The organism is Fulvivirga sp. M361 (assembly GCF_007097395.1).
GTDB lineage: Bacteria > Bacteroidota > Bacteroidia > Cytophagales > Cyclobacteriaceae > Fulvivirga.
Genome location: NZ_VKDC01000046.1, coordinates 19,729 through 45,247 on the forward strand (window position 1 = coordinate 19,729; position 25,519 = coordinate 45,247).

The following is a 25,519-nucleotide window of genomic DNA, read 5'->3' on the forward strand; positions in this document are numbered from 1 at the left end:
CATTTGTCGGATAATCATGTTAAACGCGACACCAGATACCATCTTGCCTGAGGATAAACTGAATATCCACAGTATAGAGTCCTTTGGGACCTATGATGGCCCCGGTATTCGTTTTGTTGTCTTTTTGCAAGGTTGCCCTTTTCAATGCCTCTATTGTGCTAATCCGGATACCATGCGTTTTGAGGATGGAAAATCTTACAGCATGCAGCGCATTGTCGAAGAAGCAGAACACATGAAATCATACTTTGCCAATGGAGGAGGGATCACCATATCAGGAGGTGAGCCATGCTGTCAGGCAAAACAATTGATTACATTGTTCAAAAACTTACAGTCCAAAGGGATACACACCTGCCTGGATACCAATGGAAATGTAATGAATCATTACGTGGAAGAAATGCTGGAGTATACGGACCTGGTGTTATTGGATGTCAAACACATTGATTCTGCCATACACAAAAAAATCACAGGCAAACCCAATGAAAAAACCTTAGCCTTTGCACACTATTTAGAGGAGCATCAGAAGCCCTTTTGGCTGAGATACGTATTGGTACCTGAACTAAGCGATGACCCCAAACATCTTCATCAGCTGGGACAATACTTCCAGTCATTTAAACAAGTGCAAAAACTGGAGATCCAGCCCTATCACAAATTAGGAGTACATAAATGGGAACTTCTGGGAAAGGAATACCCATTAAAAGACACACCTGAAAATACCAGTCAACAGTTGGAAGCTGCTAAAGAGATATTCGAGCAATACCTGGATGAAGTAGTGATCAACTAAGTGATTTTAACGCCGTTGACGATGATAATAGCAGGAATAAACTTATCTCCCCGTCAAATGCGATTCAGGATCCCCGTTTATGTCACACTATAGAACAGCTGAAGTCACAAACTCGCTCACAGAGACAAAGCTTTCTTATTTTACCCAAACTGGCAAGAGGTTTTTTCACCCGCCTAACGGAGCATATAGAAATAATACAAATTTCATAACCATTACACATTCAAACTGTTAGAGTCATTGTGTAAACGCCGGATCGAGTGATGGGATCTTCAATAAAAAAGATATTCTTAGGTTTTCTTCTATTTATACTTGCCATAACTGCTCTTGCTTCAGTACTGGGTTATTTCGGCGCAAATAATTGGTTTTTCGACTTATTCAGTCACTTTAAGCTGCAATACCTGGTCATATTCATTATGGGCTGTACGTTCCTTTTTTGGTTTAAGAAGAAGCGTATTATCTTAATTTTTGTTCCTTTTGCACTCCTTCTTTGTGTTGATATAATTCCGTTATTCTTTAGTAAAAACAAGAATACCACGCTCAAAGACACCTTTAAGCTGAATAGCATCAACTTGTTGATTTCCAATAGGCAATTTGACACAGTAGCGTCCTACATCCACAGAAAGGACCCGGACATAATCGTATTTCAGGAAGTCACTTCCTTGTGGCACATCATGTTGGATAACAGATTGGCAAATTATCCACACCGAAAGACGATCATCAGAGGTGATGGTTTCGGGATTGCGCTATACAGTAAGATCAGGTTTACTTCTATTGAAGAGATGAAAACCGGAAGCGATGAAGTACCTTCCTTACTAGCACGTTTTAAGTTTAATCATCAGGATATAACATTGTTAGCATCTCACCCTCCCCCACCCGTCGGTACATATCATTTTGAATATAGGAACGACCAATTAACAAAGTTAGCCGAACGGATCAATTCAACTAAAGGCGAATTAATCTTAACCGGCGACCTGAACACTTCTTCCTATTCAACCCACTTCAAAAAACTGGTAAGCAGTACAGATCTCATAGATACCCGGGCCGGGTTTGGGATCTTACCTTCCTGGCCGACATGGTTCCCTCTGGCTAACATAACGTTGGATCATTGCCTCATCAGTAGCGGACTTGCTGTAAAATCCAGAGAAGTAGGAGACTTTACGGGTTCCGACCACCTGCCGATTTTTGTGGAAATTGGCTTAAACCATGGAAAATTCAATAATTAACATGGATAATAGCTGTATAACAAAGACTTACAGTCCCTGTTTTCATTCGATTCAATACATACCAGTCTTTGATTAATTGATAAAAGACAAAAAGTAAAAATATCCCGTTCAAAGTCGGGTATTTCTTTTGTTTTACAATAGTCCAAAGCTTAAATTAAAGCCATACAAAAGTATCAGTGATTCGATATCTCCATAGGCGGCTTTTCTATATACTTCTGTCTTATTTATTCTTTTTGTCAGATGTAGTCATAGGTCAGGTACTTGACTACTCCACAAAGGTTAAAATAGAAGGCGAGAAGAGAATTACTGAAAAATCATTATTAATTCAGATTAACCGTAAAGAGGAAAACTGGCTTTCAAATGTAACGATCTATTACAGCGCCGATCAGAAATTTGACCTGGTGGAAGCTTATATCATTGACTCAAATGGAAAGACAGTAAGGCAGCTCAAAAAGAAGGAAATTACCACCAGAAGTGATATCTCCAGTGGCTCATTTTATGAGGACGACTTTATAAAGGAATTCACACTCCAATGGAATACATATCCCTATCGTATTAAGTATACTTACCATGTGACGGAAAAAGATTTTGTATATGTAACAAGATGGTATCCTACATTTTTCACCGGTGTGGCAACGTTAAAGAGTTCTCTCACTGTTGAACTTCCTGCCACCTACAAAACCTCCATGGACTATACGGATGATCTTGAGTACAACATCCAAAAGAAGGATAAAAATCAAATACTGCGTTGGGAGAAAAAAACTTCTAAAACTGTAAAATCAGAGGTCTTTTCACCCCCATTATTAGAATTACTATCACATGTGCACATTGTTCCCGTGGAATTTAACTATGGAGTGCCCGGAAATTCTGAATCCTGGGCATCTTATGGCAAATGGCACTATGCACTCAACAGTGGTGCTGACTTACTATCTCTGAGTGAAAAAATGAAAGTGAATGATCTCATTGCCGGCGTAACCGACAAAAAAGAGATTGTGAGAATATTATATCATTATTTACAGGATAATACCACTTACATTAATGTAGCAATAGACGTCGGCGGATTGAAACCATACCCGGCTTCCTATGTATGTCAAAACAAATATGGGGATTGTAAGGCTTTGACAATCTACATGAAGGCCTTGCTAAAACATGCAGGTATCTCCTCATTTTATACGGTTATCAATTCAGGAAGTAACATAAAAAGGGTCAACAAGAATTTACCTGGTCAACAGTTTAACCATGTCATTTTATCTGTTCCTATAGATGGTGATACGCTATGGCTGGAAAACACATCAAATTCATCCCCCTATGATTACCTGGGAACGTTTACTCAAGGCAGGTATGCGCTTTTGGTAGATAAGGACCACAGTCGATTAATTACTACGCCTAAATTAGAACTGAATGATGTTTTGGAAAAAAGGACTTACACATTTGCATTAAATGAAGCGGGCTCAGGAACAGTAAATATTGACAAGAATTTGAAAGGAGGTGCTTTTGAAAGCTACTGCTACTACAAGCGTGAGCTGAATGAAAAAGAGCAAAAGCGTAAGATCATGCAGGACCTTGATGTAAAAAAATGTGAAATAGAAGAGTGGGAAATAAAGCATACCGATCGTGATAGAAAGGACCTGAACGTATTACTTAAAGCACGCTGTTTTGATCAATTTCGAAAAGTCGGCAAAATGAACGTGATCCAACCGGTGCCTATGAAGATCCCATCGTTTGAAAAGCCAAGCGCCAGAAAAAACCCTGTAAGGATCAGCTTCCCGATAAACAGGTCCGACTCAATAATATACGAACTATCGGGTCTTGAACGCTACACTACCGAACTACCAGATAATTCTTATATAGCAACCGAATATGGAAAGTATGAAGAACGGTATGTACAAAATGAGACTGGTGTTATTGTCGTAAGACGTTTCCAGCTTTATGCAGCAGATTATTCCAGGGCCTCTTATAACGACTTCTTCTCATTTATTAAATCAATAAATACTATTCGGAAGCAATCCGCCATCATATTAACCTATAACAAATGAAATCCTCCCTACTCATCCTGCTATTTCTTGTCCCATACCTTCTTTTTTCTCAAGAGTTTCCCAGAGAATTTGGTCGCATCTCACCCGGAGAAATAGAGATGGAATCTTACGAAAAAGACCCCAAGGCTGGAGCAGTTGTTTTGTTTGACATCGGTGAATCAGTTTTTTTTGATATGCAGGGAGGTTATGACATTCGCTTTACAAGGACAAGGCGAATAAAGATCTTTGACCAAACGGCCCTGGACAATGCAGAAGTATCCATACCATATTACGTGGATGGTTATGGGCAAACTGAAATCGTCAGATCCATTGAAGCGTATACATACAATTTTGAAGGGGGACGACTGATGAAAAAAACGCTGGATCCGTCTACGATCTTCGAAGAACGTATCAATAACAGATGGCTGGCAAAAAAATTCGTTTTCCCGGATGTGAAAGAAGGTTCCATTATAGAGTTTAAATATGTGCTGGAGACCCCCTTCCATTTTAATTTACCAGATTGGACCTTCCAGGACAAAATACCCACTTTGTACAGCCAGTATAAAGTGGGAATGATCCCATTTTATGAATATACTTTCCTGGCACAAGGCATCAAAAGGTTTGACTACCAAACATCGGAGTTGGCCAAAACAAAACGTACCTGGGGAAGTGTGGTCAAGAACTACGGTCAAAATATAGGTTCCGGTATCGAATTTCAAGACTATGTTCATACCTACGCTTTGAAAAATGTCCCGGCATTTACAGATGAGTCTTATATCACCTCTAAAAATGATTACATCATTAAAATAGACTTTCAGCTGGCTAAATTTCACAGGCCTGATGGTAGTTCAAGTGAGATTATATCCACATGGCCCAAGTTAAATGAGGCGTTTTTAAAAGATGATAAGTTTGGAAAATACATTAAAAGTTGTGGGCGTTTGGCGAAAAAGATCTTTGACACAGCTATAGTATTAACCGGTAAAAGCGAAAAAGAAAAGAATGAGATGATCATAAATTATGTCAAATCTAATTTCTCCTGGAACGGGCATTATGCCCGGTATGTCTCAAAATCAGCTAAAGAATTTTTCGCCCAAAAAACCGGTAATTCTGCTGATATAAACCTATTTCTGACAGCGTTACTAAAGCACGCAGGCATGGATGCCCACCCTGTATTGTTAAGCACCAGAAGTCATGGAAAAATAAGAGTAGATTATCCTTTCGAACACTTTTTCAACTATGTGATCGTATTTGTAAACGGTGAACGTCCATTTCTCACCGATGGCACTACCAGTTACCTGTCTTATGATAGAATACCTCCACGGTGTATCAATGATAAGGGGTTATTAGTTAAAAATGACGAGGTCAACTGGATTATGCTTAACAATAACATACCCTCCCTGGAAAAGAAACACATTGCCATTGAACTCAATCCTGACCAGCTGACTGCAAATACTAATATCTCCATTCAAACAACAGAATATGAGGCATACAAACACAAATCAAATCATCAAAATGACACTATTTCATTAAAAGAGTTTTTTTCAAAGAAAATCGGGACCATCAAAAATATTAAAACCTCCAACTACAACAACCCTAAAAGACCCTATACTATTAATCTGCAAGGAGAAACAGGCATTGAAAAAATTGGTAACAACATTATATTATCTCCCTTTTTAAACCTTGGGATATCTAAAAATCAACTTATCCAAAAAAAGAGGACCTACCCTGTTGATTTTGTTTATTCAACAGTGGAAGAGTTCAATATCTATGTAAAAGTACCTGATGGATTCAAAATCACAGAACTGCCAACTCCTTATAACATGAATAACGATCTTGCCGAAATTCGACTCGATTATCAAATGAACCAAAATACTATTTCGATCACAGGGAAATATGTTTTCAAAAAATCGATCTATTCCCCGGAAGAGTATCCAAAAGTGAAGACTTATTTAGATACTATTGTAAAAAGATTCAATGCAGAACTCGTCTTTGAAAAAATATAATGGAACAGTCCTGCCATCACTTTGCCAGAACTATCGTAACCTTTTTACAAAGTGATAAATATCAAGCAATAACCTTAAGAAGAAAACCCCTACCCTATTAATTGAAAATAAATGTAGAACAGCAGTAAACCGGCCCCAGCTCCGGTAATAGCATACCGTTGTTTTGATCGGCTAAATTTTTCACTCGACCCATGTCTTGAGCTGATCAGGGTAATCAGTAAAAAGAATTGCAGAGCGCTATTGCATAAATAAATGGTATACTCAATAAAAGAAGGAATATACACCCTTAAGGGGACCGTATAGAATAAGGAGAAAAATATCAATGTCCCCATAAGGGTGAGGATCAGCAGTTCTATCCTTTTTGATTTGGCTTCTCGCTGCTCACGAGCCGCTTTTCGCATCTTGGAAGAAATCCTCTTGACTCTTATGAAATGATAAAGGGAATACAACAAAACAATCCCGATAATAAACTGAAACGAGAGATGGACCTTCACTTTCCTGAAGAGCAAATGATAGGAAGAATAATGATACCCTATCATATAAAGTGTCATCAGCAATCCGGCAACTTGACCAACACACAGCGTATATGCCAGTAATAACCTGTTTTTCAAATTAGTTTTGATTCACCATGAGAATAAGAAACATCAAAGTTCTGTTTTTTCCCCACCTAATTACTATCCATCCTGGTATTCCCTCTCAGGGCATAGTTGTCCAAGGTTTACTATCAAAAACGTAGTGTAGTATTTTCAATACTACTTATTCATACTTCAACGTTTCAGCAGGGTTCAATAAAGCTGCTTTTAACGTCTGAAACCCTACAGATACAAAAGCGATCAGAATAACGCCAAGACCTGCTATCGGAAACAGTATCAGGTCAATATCAATGCGATAAGGAAACGATTCCAGCCAGCTGTTCATGAGCCACCAGGCCAATGGCCAGGCGATCAGGTTAGCTACTAAAACGAGTTGGATAAACCCTTTAGAAAGTAATAAAACAATATTCGGAACAGTTGACCCCAATACTTTACGAATGCCAATTTCCTTGGTTCGTTGAATGGTTAAAAATGAAGCTAACCCAAACAGCCCTAAACTAGCTACAAAAATTGCCAGCATCGAAAATAAACCAAAAACCTGCCCAAACTGACGATCGCTCTCATATTGCTTGTTGAAGTAAGCATCTAAAAAGAAGTAGTCAATAGGGTTTCCCGGAAAGAAAGTATTCCAGGGTGCCTCTATAGCTGCCAGAATATCGCGATGATTACCGGCCTCTATCTTAAAAGAATAGAAGGAACTGCTTGTGGTCAACCGGAATGCCAATGGTGCCACCTTATTTTTCAATGACATCTGGTGATAGTTTTCGAGGACACCGGCTATCTCCACCGTGTCCCCACCTAACCTTACTTTTTCTCCAATGGCCGCTTTCGGATCTTCAAATTCCAGTGACTCTACCAATTCTCTATTGATCAATATCCGGGTGTTATCGTTCACAAATTCCTTACTGAAATTACGTCCGGCGATAAGCTCAAGGTCGAAAGCCGGGACATAATCATGATCAATCCCCACATTATAAATGGTCAGGCTGCTCTCCGGCCCTCCCTGAACTCTTCTTATCCCTCTTGTCCAGAATATTTCGCTCCCAGGCACATTTGATGCCGCAGTCATTTGCCTTACTCCGGAAACCCTCAACACCTCCTGTTTAAAAGCCTCTAATTTATTATCATAAAGCGAATCCGTTATCCCGGGCCCTTCTATCACCAGCGTTTTATGAATGTCAATTCCCAGATCACGGTTTTTCATGAAGCTCAATTGCTGGTATACCACTACCGTACCACTTATTAATACTACAGAGGCAATAAACTGAAATACCACCAACCCCTTGCGCATAATATTCCCTCCTGAGGTTTTCATCATTTTGCCCTTTAATACGGAGATTGGTCTAAAAGAGGAAAGCACCAAGGCCGGATAGACTCCTGAAAGTACAGTCCCCACCAACAATAAAGTAGTGATAAGCACCCAAAATTGCTGGTCCAGTATGTAAGAAATGGGTATATCACGACCGGCAAGGTTGGAAAATGACTGCCAGCTTAACGTGACTGCTATCACCGCCATAATAGCTGCCAAAAGATTGATGAGAAAAGACTCAGACATAAACTGATAGATCAATTGGTTCTTTTCCGCTCCCATGACCTTCCTGACACCTACCTCATTTGCCCTCTCAAATGACTTGGCTGTGGACAGGTTTATATAATTGACCCAGGCTATGATCAATATGAATAAGGCTATGATTGTGAGAAAATACACGGCCTCTCCATCCCCCTGTTCATCAGGCTCAGATTCCTGGAGCAGGTTGGAATACAAGTGAATATCTCTTAATGGTCTAAGAATGAATTCTTGCTTGTAATTGTATTTGGTCCATTCCTCACCTCGCTGCTCGGTTAAATAACTGTCCCATTTTTGTTGAAGTTCCGTTACATCTACCCCTTTATCCACTAGCACATAAGTATTAAAATCATACCAACCCCAGGAAGTTTCAGAGTGATTATCTGAATTGTTGTTAAGGGTTTGATAGGAAAACAAAAAATCGAACTTAATATGTGAGTTTTCAGGAAGGTCTTCAAAAATTCCGGTAACCTCAAATTCTGACTCACCATCCCATGCTATTCTTTTCCCCATCGGCGGTTCATCCTGAAAATATTTTTTTGCCGCTTTTTCTGATATTACTACCTTATTAGGACCTTCCAGGGATGTTTCCTGATCTCCTTCCAGCAGTTTAAAATCAAATATTTCAAAGACCCTGGGGTCCGTAATTTGCATCTTCTCCTCTCTGAAAGAGATAAACCCCCTCTGAGGGCTCTCATACGATACTACACCACTTACCGGGAACAACCGTGTAAAGGAACGGATCTCGGGAAAATTATCCTTAAGGGCAGGACCAACAGCAGGTACGGCCGCCGCACAAGCCACGGTCATTTTACCATTTTGAATGACATTATATTGTACCCGGTATATTTCGTCAATATCCGCGTGGAATGTATCATAGCTCTGCTCATACTTTACGAATTGAAGAATTAAAACACTGGCTGTAAGACCTAGCGAAAGCCCTGTAATATTGAGAAAAGTGAATGTTTTATGCTTCAAAAAATTCCTTAAAGCCGACCTGAAATAGTTTTTCAACATAGCGCCATGAGTTAAAATGAAGGAAAAAGATACTTAAAACCACGCTATTATCATCAAATTAAGGTCAATTACGTATCCGATTAAGGTCTTAAGCGCTATTACTCTGACCTCTTTCGGACTGGTCATATACCGTTGACGACTCTGACCCATCATAACTATCTGATCATTTGATCTCAGGTTTTCCTATCTCTTGAGTATATCAATGAGTAGATAAAAGAATACTTATAACAGGTTCAAATACAAAAAAGGCTGGAAGTTGAACTTCTCAGCCTTTTTCACTCTGATTGAAAAATTGGTTTTATTATTCTTTTATTTCACCCTCGGTATCATCTCCTACCACCAAATGAGCACCGGCATTCAAGTCTTTTTCTACAGTAATATTTTCTTCTTCACATGAGGAAAAAACGATCAGTCCAAATAATAAAAGAAATGCCGGAAACAACTTCTTGTGTTTCATAAAACTGATTTTTAGCTTATTAAACTATAATTTTAGATGTAATGTAATGAACATTTGGTTTTCAACCGGGACAACTTTTAGTCTATTTATTATTTCCGTCATTGAATTTATTATTTGTCCTGTGTCACTCCTTTAATCCAGATTTTTTGAAGGGTTAAAAATCAATAACTATCCCAATAGTGGGTAAAACCGAACTGGCGCTGATATCTTCAATTTCAGTCAATGTCCTGGGCGTTATTTCCTGCCCTTCATCATCCCTTTCCAGTCCAAACAAAGGTTCTGACGGTGTATCCTGAGAAAATAAATTCTGGAATTCAAGGAACACATCCAGCGTGATACCCTTTAGGTTCCATTTTTTGTCGATCCGAAGATCCGTTTGGTTAAATGAGTCAAGGGTTAGTACACCTAACCTGGAATAATCACGGATAATAGCGGGATAGCTGGCCAGCGTAGCTTCCTGATCTACCGGGGCTATTGGTGTTTCTCCTAAATACCTCATCCGTGCGCTTAGCTCCCAGTTATTTCCAAACTTATACCCTCCGGTAAAGGTGAGTAACGTACCATTGTCCCAGGTGGAAGAGATGTAATTGCCCTGATCAAATGCCGTATACTCGCTCTTGTAAAAAGTACAAGCCAGTATACCGTAAAAATGCCTGGTAAACTTTTTTTGGACCAGAAATTCAAGGCCATAGGTTCGGCCTAACCCTACGCTGGCAACAGGCTCATTTCCTAACACCGAAAAATCTCCGCCCAGGTTAGCCAATGAAACACTATCCACTAATGAAACCGGATAGTTATCATACTTTTTATAAAACCCTTCAAACGTCACCCTTGTCGTTGGGTTTAAAAGGCGCTCAACTCCCGCTACCAGGTGATCACTTTGAATGTACTCAGCGTCTTTATTGATGAAATTATCAGCATTATCCGTAAATCCAAGGATGGTATAGGGAGGTATCTTGAAATAACGGCCTACGGAAGCATTAGCGGTCCACTTACCTTTAGTGTCCATTTGATAAGAAAGAGAAAATCTTGGACTAAATGTTTTGAGTAATTCATTGCCGGTAGTCGTAAAGGAGTTCCCATCTACACGAAAACCTCCGGACAGCCCCAGGCGTTCTCCCAGAAAACTCCTGGAAGCCTGGGCATAGACACCATATCGCCAGAAATTAAGATCACTACTAAATTGAAATCCGTTCACGATATCATCCGTTTCATTAGAATAATCAGCGTTCTGGACCACTGCCCCGCCGGTTAGCGTCCAGTCTTCCAGAAATCGTGTATAGGCATATCTCAGTTTTGTTTCCTGCTCACGCGATACATTTGCCAGGTATAACCCTTCTTCATCAGCAGGTGAGTCAAACTGCTTAAAATCATTATTCAAAATATTAGTGCTCAATGCCGTGGTCATGAATCCCGTACCATTTTTAAAGCGCTTCTTCCAGCTTACACCGGCTGTGGTACTCCATTGTCGTATGATGGGCAGTTGGTCCAGGGTAGCTTGTTGCTCTTCATCAAAATCATCAGGCACATTCACAGAAAAATCATCAATAGAACCGACACCTGTTATGGTGAGATCATTATATGCATCAATTTTATGGGAAACCTTGTATTGATAATCCCAGTAATCCGGTAAGAAAGGAAGGTCCAGCGCCTGGAAGAGAAGCTGTAAATAGGAGCGGCGCGCTGAAACAATAAAGGACGTATTGCTTTGCTCCTTGCCTTTTCTAAACAGAGGGCCTTCAAAAGTCAGCGCTGCCTCACTACTGCTTACTCTGACGTTTGTTTGATAATTCCGATTATTACCATTTCGCTGATCGAATTGCAGCACTCCCGAGAGCACATTATCATATTGAGCTCCGAAAGAACTTGTAGTCAGTGTGACCCCTTCAAAAAAAGAAACATTTAATAACCCTACGGGACCTCCTGCACTCCCCTGCGTGGAAAAGTGATTGATATTGGGTATTTCTATGCCGTCAAGGTAATAAACATTTTCATTGGGCGCACCCCCGCGAATAATGACGTCATTCCTAAAGCCTCCCACAGACCCACCTACACCTGGCAGAGATTGTACCACTTTTGCAATATCGTTATTGCCTCCGGGATAGGTCGCTATCTCCTCTTGTGACAGCCGCTGCACGGAAAGCGGGGTCTCTTGTAATTTTTCAAAAGGGTTAGCCACTACCACTACACCCTCCAGTTCTTCGGCAGCCTCGGATAAGGTGAAATTCACATCAGGGTTGCCTCCTGAACGGATAACAATGTTATAAGTTACTTCCGTTTTATAACCTATGTAAGAAGCTTGAATAGCATAGGTGCGGGGAGAGATATTTTTGACCTGGTAGAAACCATTAATATCCGTGACGGCCCCTATTTCCGTTCCTTCCAATTGCACGGTCGCACCAATTAAAGGTTCTCCTGTTTTGGCGTCTTTAATATAACCTGAAAGTGCTGCCTGATTTTGCTGGTAAGCAAACGTGCTAGTGGTCGTCAGAAACAAATAACAAAATTGTAATATATTTTTCATTTTATTGTAGTTAATCATAAGCTAGAACATTATTGAAACAACATTGTTTTAGTATTACTATTTTTTTTTAGTAATTTCTCATCATGGATGATATCATCAGGTTATTACAATATTGGAAGCGGTATTCGGAGCAGGGGCTGGGTAATGATCTAAGCCGATTTGGCATATGGCTAAATAAAGAACTCAACGAACAAAAGACCGAAGAAATAGGGGATGAGTATAAAGTCTCGAAAAACGTACAGATCGGTTTTCTTTTAGGCCATATGATGGCTTTCGGGGAGATGTGGACCAAACTCGCTTTTCGCGATCTACCCATACAGCACTTTCACGATTTTGGTACTCTCAAGTTCATAGAGCACCAGGTAAATCCTACCAAAAAGGAAATAGCCGATGACAGTATGGTGGAGCAAAGCAGCTGTTTCGAAGCCTTGAAAAGACTGAGCAAAAACGGCTTGTTGGTAGATGAAGTAGATAAAACCGATAAAAGAGCAAAGCGGGTGAAACTCACCAAAAAAGGGAAAGAAACCATCCTCCGGGCCATGCAGCAATCTTATGCACTATCCGATCTACTGGTCGGTGATTTGATCGATGAGGAAAAGGATCGGTTGATCGAGTTACTGGGAAAGCTTAATCATTTCCACGAAGACCTCTACAGGGCAACGGACAAGGCAAGGGTAATAGAAGGTTTTAATCTCTGATCTATACAACGGCTCTAATGTCATAGATCCTAACGTCATCCACAATCAAAATAAAGTAGAGAAAAAGATTACAATGTACAACCAACCCAGGTAGAGCAAAGTATAGCCCAGTGCATAAACAAAGCTTTTGCCTATGCGATCAGTACATTCCGCTGACTTTGAAAAAATTAGTTTTAAAGCACGAATAAACACCCAATACACTAAAAAAACAACCCCCATTAACCCCATCCATACTACATAATCCAGCAGAATTAAAAGAATAATAAAAGCCACTGAGACTACGATCCAAATTACAATCGATAACAGGACCCCTTCAATACCATCTCCAACCGACGGAAGGTTCGAAAATGGAATATCCGATGTATTGGATAAAAGGGGTTTCGGTTTACTCCAGATAAGACGCAACTTACCGGTAAGATCATCACGGACCCGCATCCCATAAAGTAGTCCAAGCCATAAAAAAAGAAAGAAAATAACCGCCAAAATACTTAAGGACAGCAAAGCATTGTTCACTATACTTCTATGAGAAGTAAGTCCGGTAATATAAACAAGTAGCAACGTGGTAGCGATCGTCAGGACGGCTGCAATAAATATGGATTGACCGTTAAATCGTTTTTTGGAATTTGCCATGGAATAGATGTTGCCAGTTAAATACTTCCCAATATCCTGTCCATTACCCAACTGGTATGTACTGCTGCTAAACCCATGGATGGATGCTCTGACATTTCCAAGAGGTGCTCCTTCATCAGCGCGACATGCGGTAACTGCACGTTTTCAGGATGCTTAATGAAAAGCTCCTGCTTTCCTGAGCCGTTATCCAGTAGTATGGGGCGTTCCTCAAAAACAGAAAATGTGATTTCTCCGCTACTCCCAAAAATCTCCACGCGGTCCTCTTTAGCATTACTTCCGAAATTCCAATTTCCTACGCCGGTGATATTGTCTTCGTGACACCAGCAGGCAGCGATGGCATCTTTAGCCGTATATAACCTTTGCTGATTAAAGTTTACACCGAAAGCTTCCCTTATATCCCCCAGCAAGTATGTAAAAAGATTAAGCCCATGACTGGCCAGATCATCAAAATATCCCCCGGGAGCAACGTTGGCATCTGTGCGCCAATTATACTTTGCAGATAAGTCCAATACACTGGGAGGTTGACTTAATTGCGAGCTAATATGCCTTACCTGACCAATTTCATTATTATCCAACCATTCTTTTACTTGAGTAAATCTTGGTAACGAACGCCTGTAATAGGCCACAAACAACGGCAGCTCTTTGGCTTTAAACGCTTCGTAAATCGCCAGGCTGTCCGGATAATTCGGAGATAAAGGTTTTTCAATACAACAAGGCTTACCGGCGGCGGCTACTTTCAATCCATATTGCTTATGACTATCCGGTGGAGTAGCTATGTAAACTGCATCTACTTCACTGTCTTCAATTAACGCATCTGCGTCTGTATAATATTTTTCGATACCGTGTCTTTTAGCATAATCCCGGACTTTATCCGGCGAACGCCTCATGACTGCAGTTATGGTAAAGCCATCGGTTTTTTGGTACGCCGGGCCACTTTTCACTTCGGTAACATCACCACAGCCTATAATTCCCCAGCGTATACGTTTCGGATTGCTTTTTTGTATCATGTCAGCCCTTTTTTCGTTATTAGTTCTAAGTTAAAACTATTTTGATGTCGGGTTTGCTGTATACCATATGATTTAGCCGTATGAAAGCCATTATAACGGATCGAAGGAGGTTTTGACATAAAAGAAAAAGCTGGAGCTATTCCTTATCTTTATCCTAAAACACCCAAAGAATACAATATGAAAACTCTTTATTTCATTATTCTTTGCCTGTTATGTCACCCCAGTTTTGCCCAACGGTACATTATTTTTCATGGAAAGGTAAAGGCCCGGTCCACAGATGAGCCCATACCTTATGCTAGTGTGTACCTGGACGGTACAAGTATCGGTACCACCACCAATAAGTTGGGAGAGTTTGCCATAAGCCTGTCCTCCAAAATCCAAGCACAACATCTGGTTATTTCCCACTTAGGCTATCAGCCGCAAAAGATAGAAATAGAAAAAGCCATAAATGTCTACCAGAATATATCTCTGACCACCGAATCACTTCACCTGAAGGAAGTCGTGGTCAAACCACTAAATGCAGTGGAAATCGTTTATTCAGCTCTTGACAGAATTCCCGAAAACTATTATACCTCTCCTTATACCATCCAGGGTTTTCAAAGAGAGTATGTTACCCATGAAGATAACTTCATCCAGCTCCTGGAAGTGGCTTTCCAGACCAAGGGGACCACCGTATTACAATCTTCAAAAGTATTAAAGGCACGATACATCGAAAATAAACGTGAAAAAGAATCACTTTGGGATCCGTCCAGGGGAGGTTTTTATACCTTCGGCTGGACGAGCATTTCAGGCATTGAACAGCCTGCTCAAACCACCTTTTTGGGAGTAGAACTTAAAAAGAAAAGTGATTTGCTCAATTATTATGAGTTTGAGTTAAAAGAATCTGTCAGCAGAGCAAACCAGGAAGTGTATGTCATTGCATTTGATCAAAAGAAAAAAGTAAGAAAGCCTTTATTGAACGGTAAGATATATATAGATGCATCGTCCAGGGCCATTGTCAAACTGACTTTCGGGTTGAGTCCCAGGGGAGTGAAGTTTCTCAAATCGCACAAGACATGGGCAGGGAAAAGACTTAGTAAGCCACCTAAAAAGATTGATGTCAAGCAAGACCTTGTTAAGATCAATTATAAAAAGTATGGCGAAAAGTGGTTTATGAATAGCATGATCATGGATACCGAATTTGATGCCTCCCTCGTGTTATTTGGTGTAGTATTATCTCAAAAGCGCGGCTTAAAATTTCATTCCGAGCGTACAATTACCGCAATAGATACTACCAACCTGGAAATAACAAGTGATGCAACGTCGATATCAGACATTGGACGTATCCCTACCTTGCAGAATTTCATTAAAAAGAATTATGAAAATTATGATGAACATAGTGATGAAAAATGGACCTATTTTAATGTTATAAAATCAGACACCTCCTTTGCTCAAATTGCCGCTCAACTTAGAATGAGCAATCAAGCATGGAAAAATGATAAGGTCAGAAAAGCAACGTCAGCTCATTACAGTCCGAAGCAAGTCAGGGAAGACCTGGACTATTTAGCAGAGTCCCTGGAAACCATACACCCAGGATTGTATTGGTACATGAACAAGACCCACTTTGATGATCAGGTAGCTGACATAAAAAAGAAGTTAGCGAAAAAAACGAATGAAACAGAGTTGTTCCAGTTGCTCAGTCCGCTCATAGCACAAATAAATTGTGGACATACACAGATTTATCCCTCTGTCCCCATGTCAAAATATCATGGATTTCATAATATATTCTTCCCTTTAAAATTATGGATTGCCGGAGATAGCGCTTTTGTGATAAAAGACTATCATGAAATCTCCAAAGGGTCAAAGCTGGTTTCCATCAATCATATACCCATTTCAGTTATCATCCATCAGCTAAAGGCCTGTATCCCGACAGATGGTTATAATCAGACCTACAAAGAATTTCATCTGCAAAAAGAGTTCTCCCGTCTATATGCTCAATATTATGGAGTGATAGATACTTTCAATATTGAATTCAAAGGCCCTTACGATCAAAATCAAACTATACGTTTATCAGGGGCAGAATTAACATCAGCTCCGGAAAATAAGGTCGCTACATTGAATACCTATAACCCATTATCACTCGGTGTATTGACGATCCCTTCTTTCAGCACTTCCCAGGATTTCCCTTCTTTTCTTAAAGATGCATTCCAGCGTATTAAAGATCAGGAAGTAAGTAGCCTGATCATTGACCTCAGAAATAATACGGGAGGCAAGGATGAATATGCAGATCTTTTATATGCCTACTTAGCTTATAAGCCCTACAAGATCTATCAAAGTATCAAAGTGGCTTCAATAGACACAGTGTTTTTAAATCGTTTATCCTTCGGAAATCTCCGGTTCAATCAGGCGTTACCCAATTATGCTGCCTCCACCACAATAAAAGATGGTCATTACCTGTACATAAAACATCAAAATATGGGTGTACGGACCGCCCGGTCCGACGCTTTCAAAGGCCGGGTCTATATTCTCATTAATGGAGGCACCTTTTCAGCAGCTGCTGATTTTGCAGCCATTGCAAGGTCCAACAAAAGAGCAACTTTCATTGGTCAGGAAGCAGGCGGAGGGTATTATGGAAACTGTAGCTTTGGCAACCCCTTTCTCACATTGCCAAATTCAAAGATCAGAGTGACCATTCCATTGGGGCGATATGAATTGGCTGTACGTCAAGATGTACCCGCAGGTCACGGTGTAATTCCTGATTATTATGTCAGCTATGGCCTGGGAGATATACTACATGGAAGAGATAAAGAAATGGAGCTGTGCCATCAGATCATTAAAGAAAATATAAAGTGAAACATCCTAATTGCTACAACCAAAATGTAATCGTACAACCTCATAATGTGCTGTGACAACGTTTGATCAAAGAAGGTTTAGGTAACTAGATTAGTATTACAGATAATCACTAATTTAATGGGGCTGCTTGATATATACTATTATGGTACCAACTACAGTTCCGGGCACTACACTGCCCTCTCACCCCTCAACCGCTTAAAAATCACACCATGTCAAAAAGTAACCTTTTTTTATTGCTTATAAAATTGGCCCTGGTCCTACCCGCTACGCTTAGTGCGCAGCCCGGTACCATCAACGCTCACCAGGAAAACAGCCAGGTGGTACGCGATTTCAGCGGGATGAGGTGGAAGATGAAGATGATGCTGCCCGGAGAGGGCGTTAAACAAGGGTTACATCAATTACCTCCCGGAGATATTGAAACATTGGTTTGGAATGCTGCTGAGGTACCAGGCGATGTTTATACAGATCTGTGGAAAATAGGGGCCATCGAAGATCCTTATTTTGGCCGCAACAGTGTAAAAGCCCAATGGGTACAACAATATGAATGGTGGTATGCCATACAGTTTAACGTCACCGAAGATATCACAGACCAGATCATCAGGCTTGATTTTGAGGGAGTCGATTATAGTTGTGACGTGTGGCTGAACGGGCATCATTTAGGAAGTCATGAAGGAGCTTTCTCCCCATTCTCGTTCGATGTCAATGAAGCGCTGCGGGTTTCAAAACACTGGCTGGAAAGCACTAATTTATTAGTGGTGAAGCTTGATCCTCCTCCCCAGGTAAATGCAAAAGTAGCCGGAAAAAAAACGCCGTGGTTTGGAGATTACTGGCGTGACCTGATCCCCTTTGGGATCTGGCGACCTGTAAAAATGGTAGCTACCGGAAAAGTCCGTATTAAGGATGTTTATGCGAATACTACCCTTCATAAGGATAAAACAGCCCGGGTTGATTTGGAAGTAACCTTAGAGAATACCACCGACACACCCAGACAGATGACCTTTATCGCTTCCATAGAAGGGAAGAATTTTGAATCAAAACCATTGCAGGCAGAAGTAACTAAAACTGTAAAGCCCGGAGTACATACTTTCATCCATACCCTACCGGTAGACCAGCCAATGCTTTGGTGGCCCTGGGACCTGGGTGAACCTAACCTGTATCTTGCCAAAGTATCGCTGAAAGAGGACAAATTGAATCATGACTTTTCAGAAGTGACTTTTGGCATACGTGAGGTAACTATGGCCTGGAACCCCGGATTTACAAAAGACGAAGTAAGCTTTCCCCGAACTACCCTCATCAATGGAAAGCATCATTTCATTCGTTCCGCCTGCTGGGGTGGCCCACCCGATATTTTTGTAGGACGGACTTCACCAAAAGAATATGCCAGGCTAATACAAATGGCTAAAGAGGCCAACATGAATAACATCCGGATTTTCGGCTGGCATCCACCGGAGATCCCTGAGTTCTATGAACTGTGCAACGAAGCGGGTTTAACCGTTTGGCAAGATATGATTCCCTTAGGTACTGGTAATCTTCCTAAAGACAGAAAGCTCATGGATGAGATCATTCATGAAGCCGTACAGGTGATCAAAGTGCGCCGAAACCATCCCTCTTTGATCATGATGGAAGGTGGAGAAGAGATGTTGCTACGTGCAAGCGATCCTGTTTTTGCCCGTAATTTCCTGGAGACTCTGGGCGATTCTTTGCAGAGTTATGTCAAACTACCCTATGTACCTGACTCTCCTCTTACCTGTGAAGTATCCCAAAAGGCCGGCTACAAACCTAAAGAAGCCGTTCATGCCTTACGGTATTTTTATGACATGGGATTTGCGCTGATGGAAGACTGGTATCAATCCCTCGACTACCCTATCGTACCTGAGTTTGCCATTACTTCAGTACCTTCCATCAAAAGCCTTAAGAAGTTCATTCCTGAAGATGAAATGTGGCCTCCCGGTTTAAGCTGGGGACACCACTGGGCTGACCTGGATCGATTGAAAATGCAGAATTTTGATGTATTTGGTGAAGAAAAGATCAGCTCCTGGAAGAGTTCGTGAATGCCTCGCAGGATGCACAGGGTATTATTTTTCAAAACGGCATTGAGTATTTCCGTCGTCAGAAACCCCGGTTAAGCGGTATTGCGTTATGCCATTTCATTACTTATTGGCCCGATATGAAATGGGGAATAATAGATAACTATCAGCAACCCAAACGCTCATACAATTATGTTAAAAAAGCCTATCAACCCCTTTTAGTTAACCTCCATTTTAAGAAACGTCGCTGGTCGAATAGTGAGGCTTTCGCAGGTGAGGTATGGGTGGTGAACGATCTGTACAAAGCGTATACATCATGCGAAATAAAACTTGAAATAAAAGACCACAACGGAAAAGTGATTAACTCGAAGCGCTATGCAGTGGAAACTATTGAAGAAAACAGCGCCAAAAAATTCTTCGATATAGAAGCGAATGTCTTGAAAAAAGTAGAAAAGCAATTTTTCGTAACCCTGCAATTACTGGATAGCAAAGGTCAGGCGCTATCCTCCAATGACTATCTGTTTTTAATTGGCGACCAGGAAAAGGCCACCGCTCAGTTTAACCAAATGAGAGATGCTATGAAAAAGAAAAACAGCAAATACACCTACGGCAATTACTTTCGCTTTTACGATAAGATGGCACGTGAAAATGGAAAAGACTATGAAAGTGAAGTGGTACACCCAAAGGCAGAAGGATATTAATACACATTAATTTAAAACCACCCGTTTTTAGCCACTATATTCACATTTGCGAAAAAGCCCGGAATTAAGATGGCAAAACTAAAATGACCCGGAATTTAAGCACAGCCCTTACAGGCATTATATCAGATGACAAGTGGATGCTTGAAACTTTAAAAACAGTTCGAAGTTTAGCATTGAATGACTGCTGGATTGGCGCCGGGTTCGTCAGGAACAAAATCTGGGACTACCAACACGGCCTGGAACGACAGGCGCTGAATGATATTGACGTCATTTACTTTGACCGGCTCAGGCTTTCCAGGCAGGATGACCTGTCCCTTGAGCGCACTCTTAATTCCATAAACCCAGCACTTAACTGGTCGGTAAAAAATCAGGCCAGGATGCACCTCAGAAACGGTCATAGGCCTTATAAAAATTGTGAAGATGCCATGGCTTACTGGCCTGAAACTGCCACGTCGGTTGCAGTCAGGCTAAATACAAAAGGCAGCATCGAATATATCGCCCCCTGTGGGTTAGAAGACTTGTTCAATCTGGTCGTTGCCCCAACGCCAAATGCTGACCTGAAGGTTTATCAGGATCGACTTGAAAGCAAAGCGTGGAAGAAAAAGTGGCGTAACCTTGTAATACAATCCGGTTACCGTGACCCATGCGATAAGTAGTAAATTGGTGTTTGATTAAGTGTGATTCAAACTTCACCAGACAGATCGATGTATCTTCTGTCTATGTCTCTGCACCGATTGATTCACTTACTTGTAAAAACCGTTATTCTCAACCCAATCAATCCGGCGAAGATCGGGGAATTGCTTTATCTCATGAACGAGTTCTCCTATCGTGAATTCCAGCTCATCAAGCACCTGTTTAACAATGTAGCGGATTCAGTCTCAGCAACATTCCGGTCTCCGATGATCAACCAGGGTAACAACCATTTTTTATCCAATTTATACTAATTGGCACGCCCCATGCTCTCTCACTTAACTTTTTTAAAAAAAAATCTCCATGTAATTGAGTCAATGCGCCTTACCTTCCTAGTAAAGGTCAACATTGTATCAAGCCCTTTAAGCTTAACAACATCATCGGATCAGGTTATATTTTTACTTTAAGTAACATCTGTTTAAAACCTTACATCGCTTTTTACAGCATGGTTTGTTCACACGGAAAGGCGGTTTTTATTCATAACTGTTTTTTCTTTTATTGCCGGCATCAATCAAATTTTTTATCAAATCAATCTAAACCCAAACATGAAAAAAGTGAATGTTATTGCGGCAATTGCACTACTGTGTGCTGCCGCATGTAATGATGAATCAGAAGCGCCATCAACCGCAAATTCAGAAGCAAGTTTTGTACAGGGGGAGCTGGCAGTTCCAGATGTAAAAGGTGAAGTAGTAAGCGCCTACTACCTGGGGCAGTTGGTAGAGTTGGAACTTGTAAATGGTGTATATGTTTTCCAGGGAGATATGCAGATCCCCGAAGATCAGCTGTCCTTTGTAGCACCGCCGGAAGCTGACGGCCCTGTTACGGAAAGTGTAGGTAGAACCGGCGGCAGATGGGCAAACAATATTGTCTATTATCAGGTTGCTTCTAACCTTCCAAACCAAAGCAGAGTTACGAATGCGATAGCACATTGGGAGGCCAATACTTCTCTGAGGTTTGTGGAGCGCACTAATCAACGTGACTACATCTATTTTCAGCCCGGTGGTGGGTGTTCATCCTTTGTTGGCAGAATAGGCGGCAGACAAGCCATCAACCTGGCCAGCGGATGTAGCACCGGAAACACCATCCATGAAATAGGACATGCCATAGGCCTCTACCATGAGCAGTCACGCGCTGACCGTGACGATTTCGTCAATGTACTCTTTCAAAACATCACTCCCGGAAGAGAGAACAACTTCAGAACCTATGTAGAGCGTGGAAGCGACGGAAGAGATTATACTAACACCCTGGATTTTGGCTCCATCATGATGTATGGCCCATATTCCTTTTCCAGAAATGGAAACCCTACGATCACCCGAAAAGACGGCAGCCTGTACAGCACACAGCGTAACGGCCTTTCCGCAGACGACAAAACCGGGATCTCGATCATGTACCCCGGAACCGGCGGCGGTGGTGGCGGTGACCAGTATGTCAATGGACAATGGTACACCATAGACGGACTGCGCGTATACAGATATAACGACCTATGGTACTGGTATGGAGACGGACGAAATGGTACCCAATGGTACCAGGTAGTCAATAGAAATGGACAATGGTTTTATGCCTAAACGCTAAATAGCGGCTGTCAAAAGCAACCCTTTAGTTGAACCCTACCTGACATATTTAAACGTATGCCAGGTAGGGTTCTAAAGGAAAACAACTAAGAAAAGAATACATATCATTCCTTCCTCAAACGTATTAATAGCGCCACTTCTGCAGGCATCCCTAAAAATACGCTGGTCGTCTCCTTCATCACCTTGCCCCCCTACAGTTAACTCTCTTGCTAAGTGGATCAAACCGTAGTTCTGTAGCTAAATATTCAGTATTTCCAGTACCGTTTTTAGCACCTTTATACTTAAACAGAAAGTATCTAACGTATAGTCACCGTCCCAGACAAAAAATTGTGCTACTCCCATCACCACTAAAAATCCATGCATCAACCTGGTATTTTAGTATATTTAGGAATTAAGACAATACGATACACCACTGACATAAGGGGACAGACTACCTACATACATGGTAGAGTATGAAACAACACGAAAAGCGATGACAAAATCTGCAAGCATAGAAGTCCAGGACTTCATCCACAAAGTTATGGCGCTTGATAAGCCCAAGTATCAGATTTTAGAAGAGCTACGGAAAATTGTCTTTATGAATTATCCGGAAGTAAAAGAACGAATGATGTATGGCGGGATCATGTTTTCACTTGAAGATGATTTCGGAGGGGTTTTTGTCTATAAAAATCATGTTTCTTTTGAGTTTAGCTATGGGTACATATTTAACGATCCTGATAAACTATTGGAAGGCAACGGAAAGTACCGCCGTCATTTAAAAATAACGTCTTTGGACAGTATGGATATGAAACAAGTAGATTTTTTTGTAAAACAAGCGACACAGGTGGATGATTGAATACTTCAATGGCTTATCATTTGCAAAGTGGATCAACCCATAATTTGGCAACGCGACCTCCACTCCGGCATCTCCAATACATCATTTAGTACCATCAACCCCGGAAAAGCGTTTCTTACTGATCTTTTATAGAATACTTTACTGCCTTAATCTAAAGTCACAACTCATACATATTATATGCATAGATTATATTTATCTTATGAGTTAAACACAATCATAATACCAATGTTAGTGAATAACTCCAACCCAGGGCTACCTGAAACAATGATTAAATGAGTGAGAAAAAAAAGTGTAAATATTGCGATTCAGAGATGGGGGTTAATGCCGTTTATTGCACCCATTGCAATCACTATCAGAATTAGAGGAAGTATATTAATTTTGGGAATTCCTTTTTGGCATTGACCATCGCCTTAATCACGGTTCTCTCTACTTTTTTACCCATCGTTAAAAAATCACTGGAAGAAAAGAAAACCATCTTGACAGTGTCTTTTTTAGAAAGTTTAAATAGTGGGTTCTTGGTTTTAGTTACCAATGAAGGCAATCAAAGAGGAGTTTTAGCCAATACGGAATTAAAACTGAACACAGGAGAAAGCCGGGAACAATTTCAAATGGCAACTTTACGGAACCAATCGGGAACAAGGATCATTGAACCCGAAAAGGCCATAGAGTTTTTACTGGAACCTCCACAGGCTAATAAATTGGAGTTGGAAAAGTTTAAATACCTCCTGAAGCTGATGCATAATGATGGAAAAGGAAGCCCTCAGTTAGCAACTCTGAATCGAAATTACCTGGTAATAGGTTTAATAGATCATGAAGGAGGCAAGCGAAATGTCGAGATCGAGATTCCCCAGGAACAATTCAAGAAATGGTTGGATAGTATATTTCCGGATAGAAACACACCGGAGGGGTTTAGAATACTATAATGGACCAGTATCCAATTTGGCAATCTTTTCCAAGAGTGCTAAACTAATGAGATGTTCAGCGGATATAGTAATCTGAATACCTCACGGTCAAGAAGTAAAAGGTCCCTCCAACATTTCCGCACCTCAAACGAAAAATTGTGAACTCATCTAACCTAAGGTTCAGGTAAACTTCCATATGCCTCAGTGCATTTTAGTATATTTAAGTTGAATAAATGATTAACTGCAAAGGGATTTTTCCAGTTGTCGTTGGTTGCAACGGCTTCAGCAACATAACCTCATCGATGATATGAAACCGACCTTATTCTTTGTCCTTATACCTTTACTAATAACAACTTCGGTCAATGCTCAGGCTTCTAAAAAATATCAGAAGTTGAGAAAAAACTACCATTATCGCGAAGGTTATATAATAACAAAAGACTCAACGAAAATCACGGGACTAATTAAGTACAGCATTTATTTCGAAGCAAAAAAATATGGTCTGGTGAACTTTGTCCATACGGATGGAAAGAAAAGAAAGTACTACCCGAAGGATCTTAACGGATATGGGCATTCTATTCACAAGTTTGTGTCGGACAACTCAAGGTTTTACGAAATTGTTCAAACCGGAAAGAACATTGGTCTTTACAAGAATATTTCGGTAACATCCTGGAGTACCCCCGGCCCTAACGGGACAGGTCCAATGACATATTCCTCTTCTGATGAAAGTCTTTATGTAAAACGATCAATGGACAATTCATTCAAATTGGTCCGAAAGAAGAAGTTTAAGGAAGAGTTTTCCAGATATTTTGAGGATTGTCCGGCGCTTTCATCTGAAATACAACACGGAAGGCTAACCCATGAAGACATTAGCAGAATCGTAATACAATACAACCATTGCAAATAATGTCATTTGATTGAAGATCTGTAAATCTGTGGACTGAAAGCCAGATTAATTGACGCCGTTCATGAAAAGATCAATGATCATTCAGCTATGAGCTAGCTGGACAGCACGGGTTGCAACAATATTTGTGATAATCTTCATGTCAACAATTCTGAATCATCCGGTGGCTAAAATCTAAATTTATTATTCTGATGTTCAAAGACATAGAGTTTGATTAATCATTTTTTCTCAAATTAAACGGACATTAAATCGCTTTATTCATGATAAATAGACACATAAAATCATTATTTTATTTAAAATATTTTAAAAAATAACTATAAAAGACCACATTGTAAGTAACTCCTAAATTTATAAAACCAAATTATTATGACTAGAAAAACACTCAGGTTCAGCATGGCGATCACTTTGCTTATGCTGTTTTTTTGTATCCATCCGAAGAACCGCATATTTCAAAGTTGGCCTAAACCCTGTAATCTTGCGTGATGAAAAGACACGACGCTTCAAAGATGCAAGAGCATTACGAAGAGTGGCTGCTATCGGGCAAG

At 40.6% G+C, this 25,519-nt stretch carries 22 protein-coding genes; 13 read left to right on the top strand and 9 right to left on the bottom strand.

Annotated features, from left to right (window positions below):
* Positions 1 to 16 precede the first annotated feature (16 nt).
* The 4 genes from pflA to FNH22_RS28570 all read left to right on the top strand — a co-directional run bounded on the left by pflA (position 17) and on the right by FNH22_RS28570 (position 6,022).
* Entirely contained in the window at positions 17 to 781 is a 765-nt protein-coding gene (gene pflA / locus FNH22_RS28555) for a pyruvate formate-lyase-activating protein (RefSeq protein WP_143401943.1), read from the top strand.
* A 260-nt stretch (positions 782 to 1,041) separates the two neighbouring features.
* Positions 1,042 to 2,004, top strand: coding sequence for an endonuclease/exonuclease/phosphatase family protein (locus FNH22_RS28560; RefSeq protein WP_143401944.1), 963 nt, complete (start codon positions 1,042 to 1,044; stop codon positions 2,002 to 2,004).
* Between the two features lie 233 nt (positions 2,005 to 2,237).
* Positions 2,238 to 4,040: a DUF3857 domain-containing protein gene (locus tag FNH22_RS28565; protein ID WP_185154470.1), complete on the top strand. Its 1,803-nt coding sequence runs from the start codon at positions 2,238 to 2,240 to the stop codon at positions 4,038 to 4,040.
* Positions 4,037 to 6,022, top strand: coding sequence for a DUF3857 domain-containing protein (locus FNH22_RS28570; protein ID WP_143401946.1), 1,986 nt, complete (start codon positions 4,037 to 4,039; stop codon positions 6,020 to 6,022). The genes FNH22_RS28565 and FNH22_RS28570 overlap by 4 nt, the downstream gene beginning before the upstream one ends.
* Before the next feature lie 89 nt (positions 6,023 to 6,111).
* On the opposite strand, the gene FNH22_RS28575 is transcribed toward FNH22_RS28570, so the two are convergent.
* The 4 genes from FNH22_RS28575 to FNH22_RS28585 all read right to left on the bottom strand — a co-directional run bounded on the left by FNH22_RS28575 (position 6,112) and on the right by FNH22_RS28585 (position 12,180).
* Complete coding sequence (locus FNH22_RS28575; protein WP_143401947.1) at positions 6,112 to 6,633, bottom strand: hypothetical protein; 522 nt, start codon at positions 6,631 to 6,633, stop codon at positions 6,112 to 6,114.
* A gap of 145 nt (positions 6,634 to 6,778) precedes the next feature.
* Positions 6,779 to 9,199 carry an ABC transporter permease gene (locus tag FNH22_RS28580; RefSeq protein ID WP_143401948.1) on the bottom strand — a complete coding sequence of 807 codons (2,421 nt, stop codon included), beginning with the start codon at positions 9,197 to 9,199 and terminating at the stop codon, positions 6,779 to 6,781.
* Positions 9,200 to 9,500: 301 nt separating this feature from the next.
* A complete protein-coding gene (locus tag FNH22_RS32205) occupies positions 9,501 to 9,656 on the bottom strand; it encodes a hypothetical protein (protein ID WP_185154471.1) in 156 nt (51 codons plus the stop codon).
* 154 nt (positions 9,657 to 9,810) lie between these two features.
* Positions 9,811 to 12,180 (bottom strand): TonB-dependent receptor, encoded by a 2,370-nt coding sequence (locus tag FNH22_RS28585; protein ID WP_143401949.1) that lies wholly within the window; start codon positions 12,178 to 12,180, stop codon positions 9,811 to 9,813.
* 83 nt (positions 12,181 to 12,263) lie between these two features.
* Between FNH22_RS28585 and FNH22_RS28590 the strand changes: the two genes are divergently transcribed.
* Positions 12,264 to 12,878 carry a MarR family winged helix-turn-helix transcriptional regulator gene (locus tag FNH22_RS28590; protein WP_143401950.1) on the top strand — a complete coding sequence of 205 codons (615 nt, stop codon included), beginning with the start codon at positions 12,264 to 12,266 and terminating at the stop codon, positions 12,876 to 12,878.
* 45 nt (positions 12,879 to 12,923) lie between these two features.
* On the opposite strand, the gene FNH22_RS28595 is transcribed toward FNH22_RS28590, so the two are convergent.
* Together FNH22_RS28595 and FNH22_RS28600 are read right to left on the bottom strand one after the other, a co-directional pair.
* The gene (locus FNH22_RS28595) at positions 12,924 to 13,508 is read right to left on the bottom strand and encodes a hypothetical protein (RefSeq protein WP_143401951.1); all 585 of its coding nucleotides are present in this window, start codon (positions 13,506 to 13,508) and stop codon (positions 12,924 to 12,926) included.
* A 17-nt stretch (positions 13,509 to 13,525) separates the two neighbouring features.
* The gene (locus FNH22_RS28600) at positions 13,526 to 14,515 is read right to left on the bottom strand and encodes a Gfo/Idh/MocA family protein (protein WP_143401952.1); all 990 of its coding nucleotides are present in this window, start codon (positions 14,513 to 14,515) and stop codon (positions 13,526 to 13,528) included.
* Between the two features lie 177 nt (positions 14,516 to 14,692).
* On the opposite strand from FNH22_RS28600, the gene FNH22_RS28605 reads away from it, so the two are divergent.
* The 5 genes from FNH22_RS28605 (at position 14,693) to FNH22_RS28620 (ending at position 22,330) form a co-directional block, all read left to right on the top strand.
* Entirely contained in the window at positions 14,693 to 17,347 is a 2,655-nt protein-coding gene (locus FNH22_RS28605; RefSeq protein ID WP_143401953.1) for a S41 family peptidase, read from the top strand.
* Positions 17,348 to 17,556: 209 nt separating this feature from the next.
* A complete protein-coding gene (locus FNH22_RS28610; RefSeq protein ID WP_221420374.1) occupies positions 17,557 to 19,398 on the top strand; it encodes a glycoside hydrolase family 2 protein in 1,842 nt (613 codons plus the stop codon).
* A gap of 116 nt (positions 19,399 to 19,514) precedes the next feature.
* Positions 19,515 to 20,075 carry a hypothetical protein gene (locus FNH22_RS32495; protein WP_221420375.1) on the top strand — a complete coding sequence of 187 codons (561 nt, stop codon included), beginning with the start codon at positions 19,515 to 19,517 and terminating at the stop codon, positions 20,073 to 20,075.
* A gap of 83 nt (positions 20,076 to 20,158) precedes the next feature.
* Positions 20,159 to 20,731, top strand: coding sequence for a nucleotidyltransferase family protein (locus FNH22_RS28615; protein WP_143401954.1), 573 nt, complete (start codon positions 20,159 to 20,161; stop codon positions 20,729 to 20,731).
* 579 nt (positions 20,732 to 21,310) lie between these two features.
* Positions 21,311 to 22,330: a M12 family metallopeptidase gene (locus tag FNH22_RS28620; RefSeq protein WP_143401955.1), complete on the top strand. Its 1,020-nt coding sequence runs from the start codon at positions 21,311 to 21,313 to the stop codon at positions 22,328 to 22,330.
* A 78-nt stretch (positions 22,331 to 22,408) separates the two neighbouring features.
* Here the strand turns inward: FNH22_RS28620 and FNH22_RS32210 are convergent, their stop codons facing one another.
* Both FNH22_RS32210 and FNH22_RS32770 read right to left on the bottom strand, forming a co-directional pair.
* The gene (locus tag FNH22_RS32210) at positions 22,409 to 22,558 is read right to left on the bottom strand and encodes a hypothetical protein (RefSeq protein ID WP_185154472.1); all 150 of its coding nucleotides are present in this window, start codon (positions 22,556 to 22,558) and stop codon (positions 22,409 to 22,411) included.
* 15 nt (positions 22,559 to 22,573) lie between these two features.
* Complete coding sequence (locus FNH22_RS32770) at positions 22,574 to 22,699, bottom strand: hypothetical protein (protein WP_255518181.1); 126 nt, start codon at positions 22,697 to 22,699, stop codon at positions 22,574 to 22,576.
* A gap of 109 nt (positions 22,700 to 22,808) precedes the next feature.
* On the opposite strand from FNH22_RS32770, the gene FNH22_RS28625 reads away from it, so the two are divergent.
* The 3 genes from FNH22_RS28625 (at position 22,809) to FNH22_RS28635 (ending at position 24,977) form a co-directional block, all read left to right on the top strand.
* Positions 22,809 to 23,171 (top strand): DUF1801 domain-containing protein, encoded by a 363-nt coding sequence (locus FNH22_RS28625; protein WP_143401956.1) that lies wholly within the window; start codon positions 22,809 to 22,811, stop codon positions 23,169 to 23,171.
* 515 nt (positions 23,172 to 23,686) lie between these two features.
* Complete coding sequence (locus FNH22_RS28630) at positions 23,687 to 24,094, top strand: hypothetical protein (protein WP_185154473.1); 408 nt, start codon at positions 23,687 to 23,689, stop codon at positions 24,092 to 24,094.
* Positions 24,095 to 24,380: 286 nt separating this feature from the next.
* Positions 24,381 to 24,977: a hypothetical protein gene (locus tag FNH22_RS28635; RefSeq protein WP_143401958.1), complete on the top strand. Its 597-nt coding sequence runs from the start codon at positions 24,381 to 24,383 to the stop codon at positions 24,975 to 24,977.
* Between the two features lie 345 nt (positions 24,978 to 25,322).
* Here the strand turns inward: FNH22_RS28635 and FNH22_RS32500 are convergent.
* Positions 25,323 to 25,519: hypothetical protein (locus tag FNH22_RS32500; protein WP_221420376.1), on the bottom strand; the 197-nt coding region annotated here is incomplete at its 5' end.

What these genes read in the sequence shown, in the direction of transcription:
- pflA (WP_143401943.1), top strand. Translation starts at nt 17, where the DNA reads ATGTTAAACGCGACACCAGATACCATCTTGCCTGAGGATAAACTGAAT.
- FNH22_RS28560 (WP_143401944.1), top strand. Translation starts at nt 1,042, where the DNA reads ATGGGATCTTCAATAAAAAAGATATTCTTAGGTTTTCTTCTATTTATA.
- FNH22_RS28570 (WP_143401946.1), top strand. Translation starts at nt 4,037, where the DNA reads ATGAAATCCTCCCTACTCATCCTGCTATTTCTTGTCCCATACCTTCTT.
- FNH22_RS28580 (WP_143401948.1), bottom strand. Translation starts at nt 9,199, where the DNA reads ATGTTGAAAAACTATTTCAGGTCGGCTTTAAGGAATTTTTTGAAGCAT.
- FNH22_RS32205 (WP_185154471.1), bottom strand. Translation starts at nt 9,656, where the DNA reads ATGAAACACAAGAAGTTGTTTCCGGCATTTCTTTTATTATTTGGACTG.
- FNH22_RS28585 (WP_143401949.1), bottom strand. Translation starts at nt 12,180, where the DNA reads ATGAAAAATATATTACAATTTTGTTATTTGTTTCTGACGACCACTAGC.
- FNH22_RS28590 (WP_143401950.1), top strand. Translation starts at nt 12,264, where the DNA reads ATGGATGATATCATCAGGTTATTACAATATTGGAAGCGGTATTCGGAG.
- FNH22_RS28595 (WP_143401951.1), bottom strand. Translation starts at nt 13,508, where the DNA reads ATGGCAAATTCCAAAAAACGATTTAACGGTCAATCCATATTTATTGCA.
- FNH22_RS28600 (WP_143401952.1), bottom strand. Translation starts at nt 14,515, where the DNA reads ATGATACAAAAAAGCAATCCGAAACGTATACGCTGGGGAATTATAGGC.
- FNH22_RS28605 (WP_143401953.1), top strand. Translation starts at nt 14,693, where the DNA reads ATGAAAACTCTTTATTTCATTATTCTTTGCCTGTTATGTCACCCCAGT.
- FNH22_RS28610 (WP_221420374.1), top strand. Translation starts at nt 17,557, where the DNA reads ATGTCAAAAAGTAACCTTTTTTTATTGCTTATAAAATTGGCCCTGGTC.
- FNH22_RS32495 (WP_221420375.1), top strand. Translation starts at nt 19,515, where the DNA reads ATGAAATGGGGAATAATAGATAACTATCAGCAACCCAAACGCTCATAC.
- FNH22_RS28615 (WP_143401954.1), top strand. Translation starts at nt 20,159, where the DNA reads ATGACCCGGAATTTAAGCACAGCCCTTACAGGCATTATATCAGATGAC.
- FNH22_RS28620 (WP_143401955.1), top strand. Translation starts at nt 21,311, where the DNA reads ATGAAAAAAGTGAATGTTATTGCGGCAATTGCACTACTGTGTGCTGCC.
- FNH22_RS32770 (WP_255518181.1), bottom strand. Translation starts at nt 22,699, where the DNA reads ATGCATGGATTTTTAGTGGTGATGGGAGTAGCACAATTTTTTGTCTGG.
- FNH22_RS28625 (WP_143401956.1), top strand. Translation starts at nt 22,809, where the DNA reads ATGACAAAATCTGCAAGCATAGAAGTCCAGGACTTCATCCACAAAGTT.
- FNH22_RS28635 (WP_143401958.1), top strand. Translation starts at nt 24,381, where the DNA reads ATGAAACCGACCTTATTCTTTGTCCTTATACCTTTACTAATAACAACT.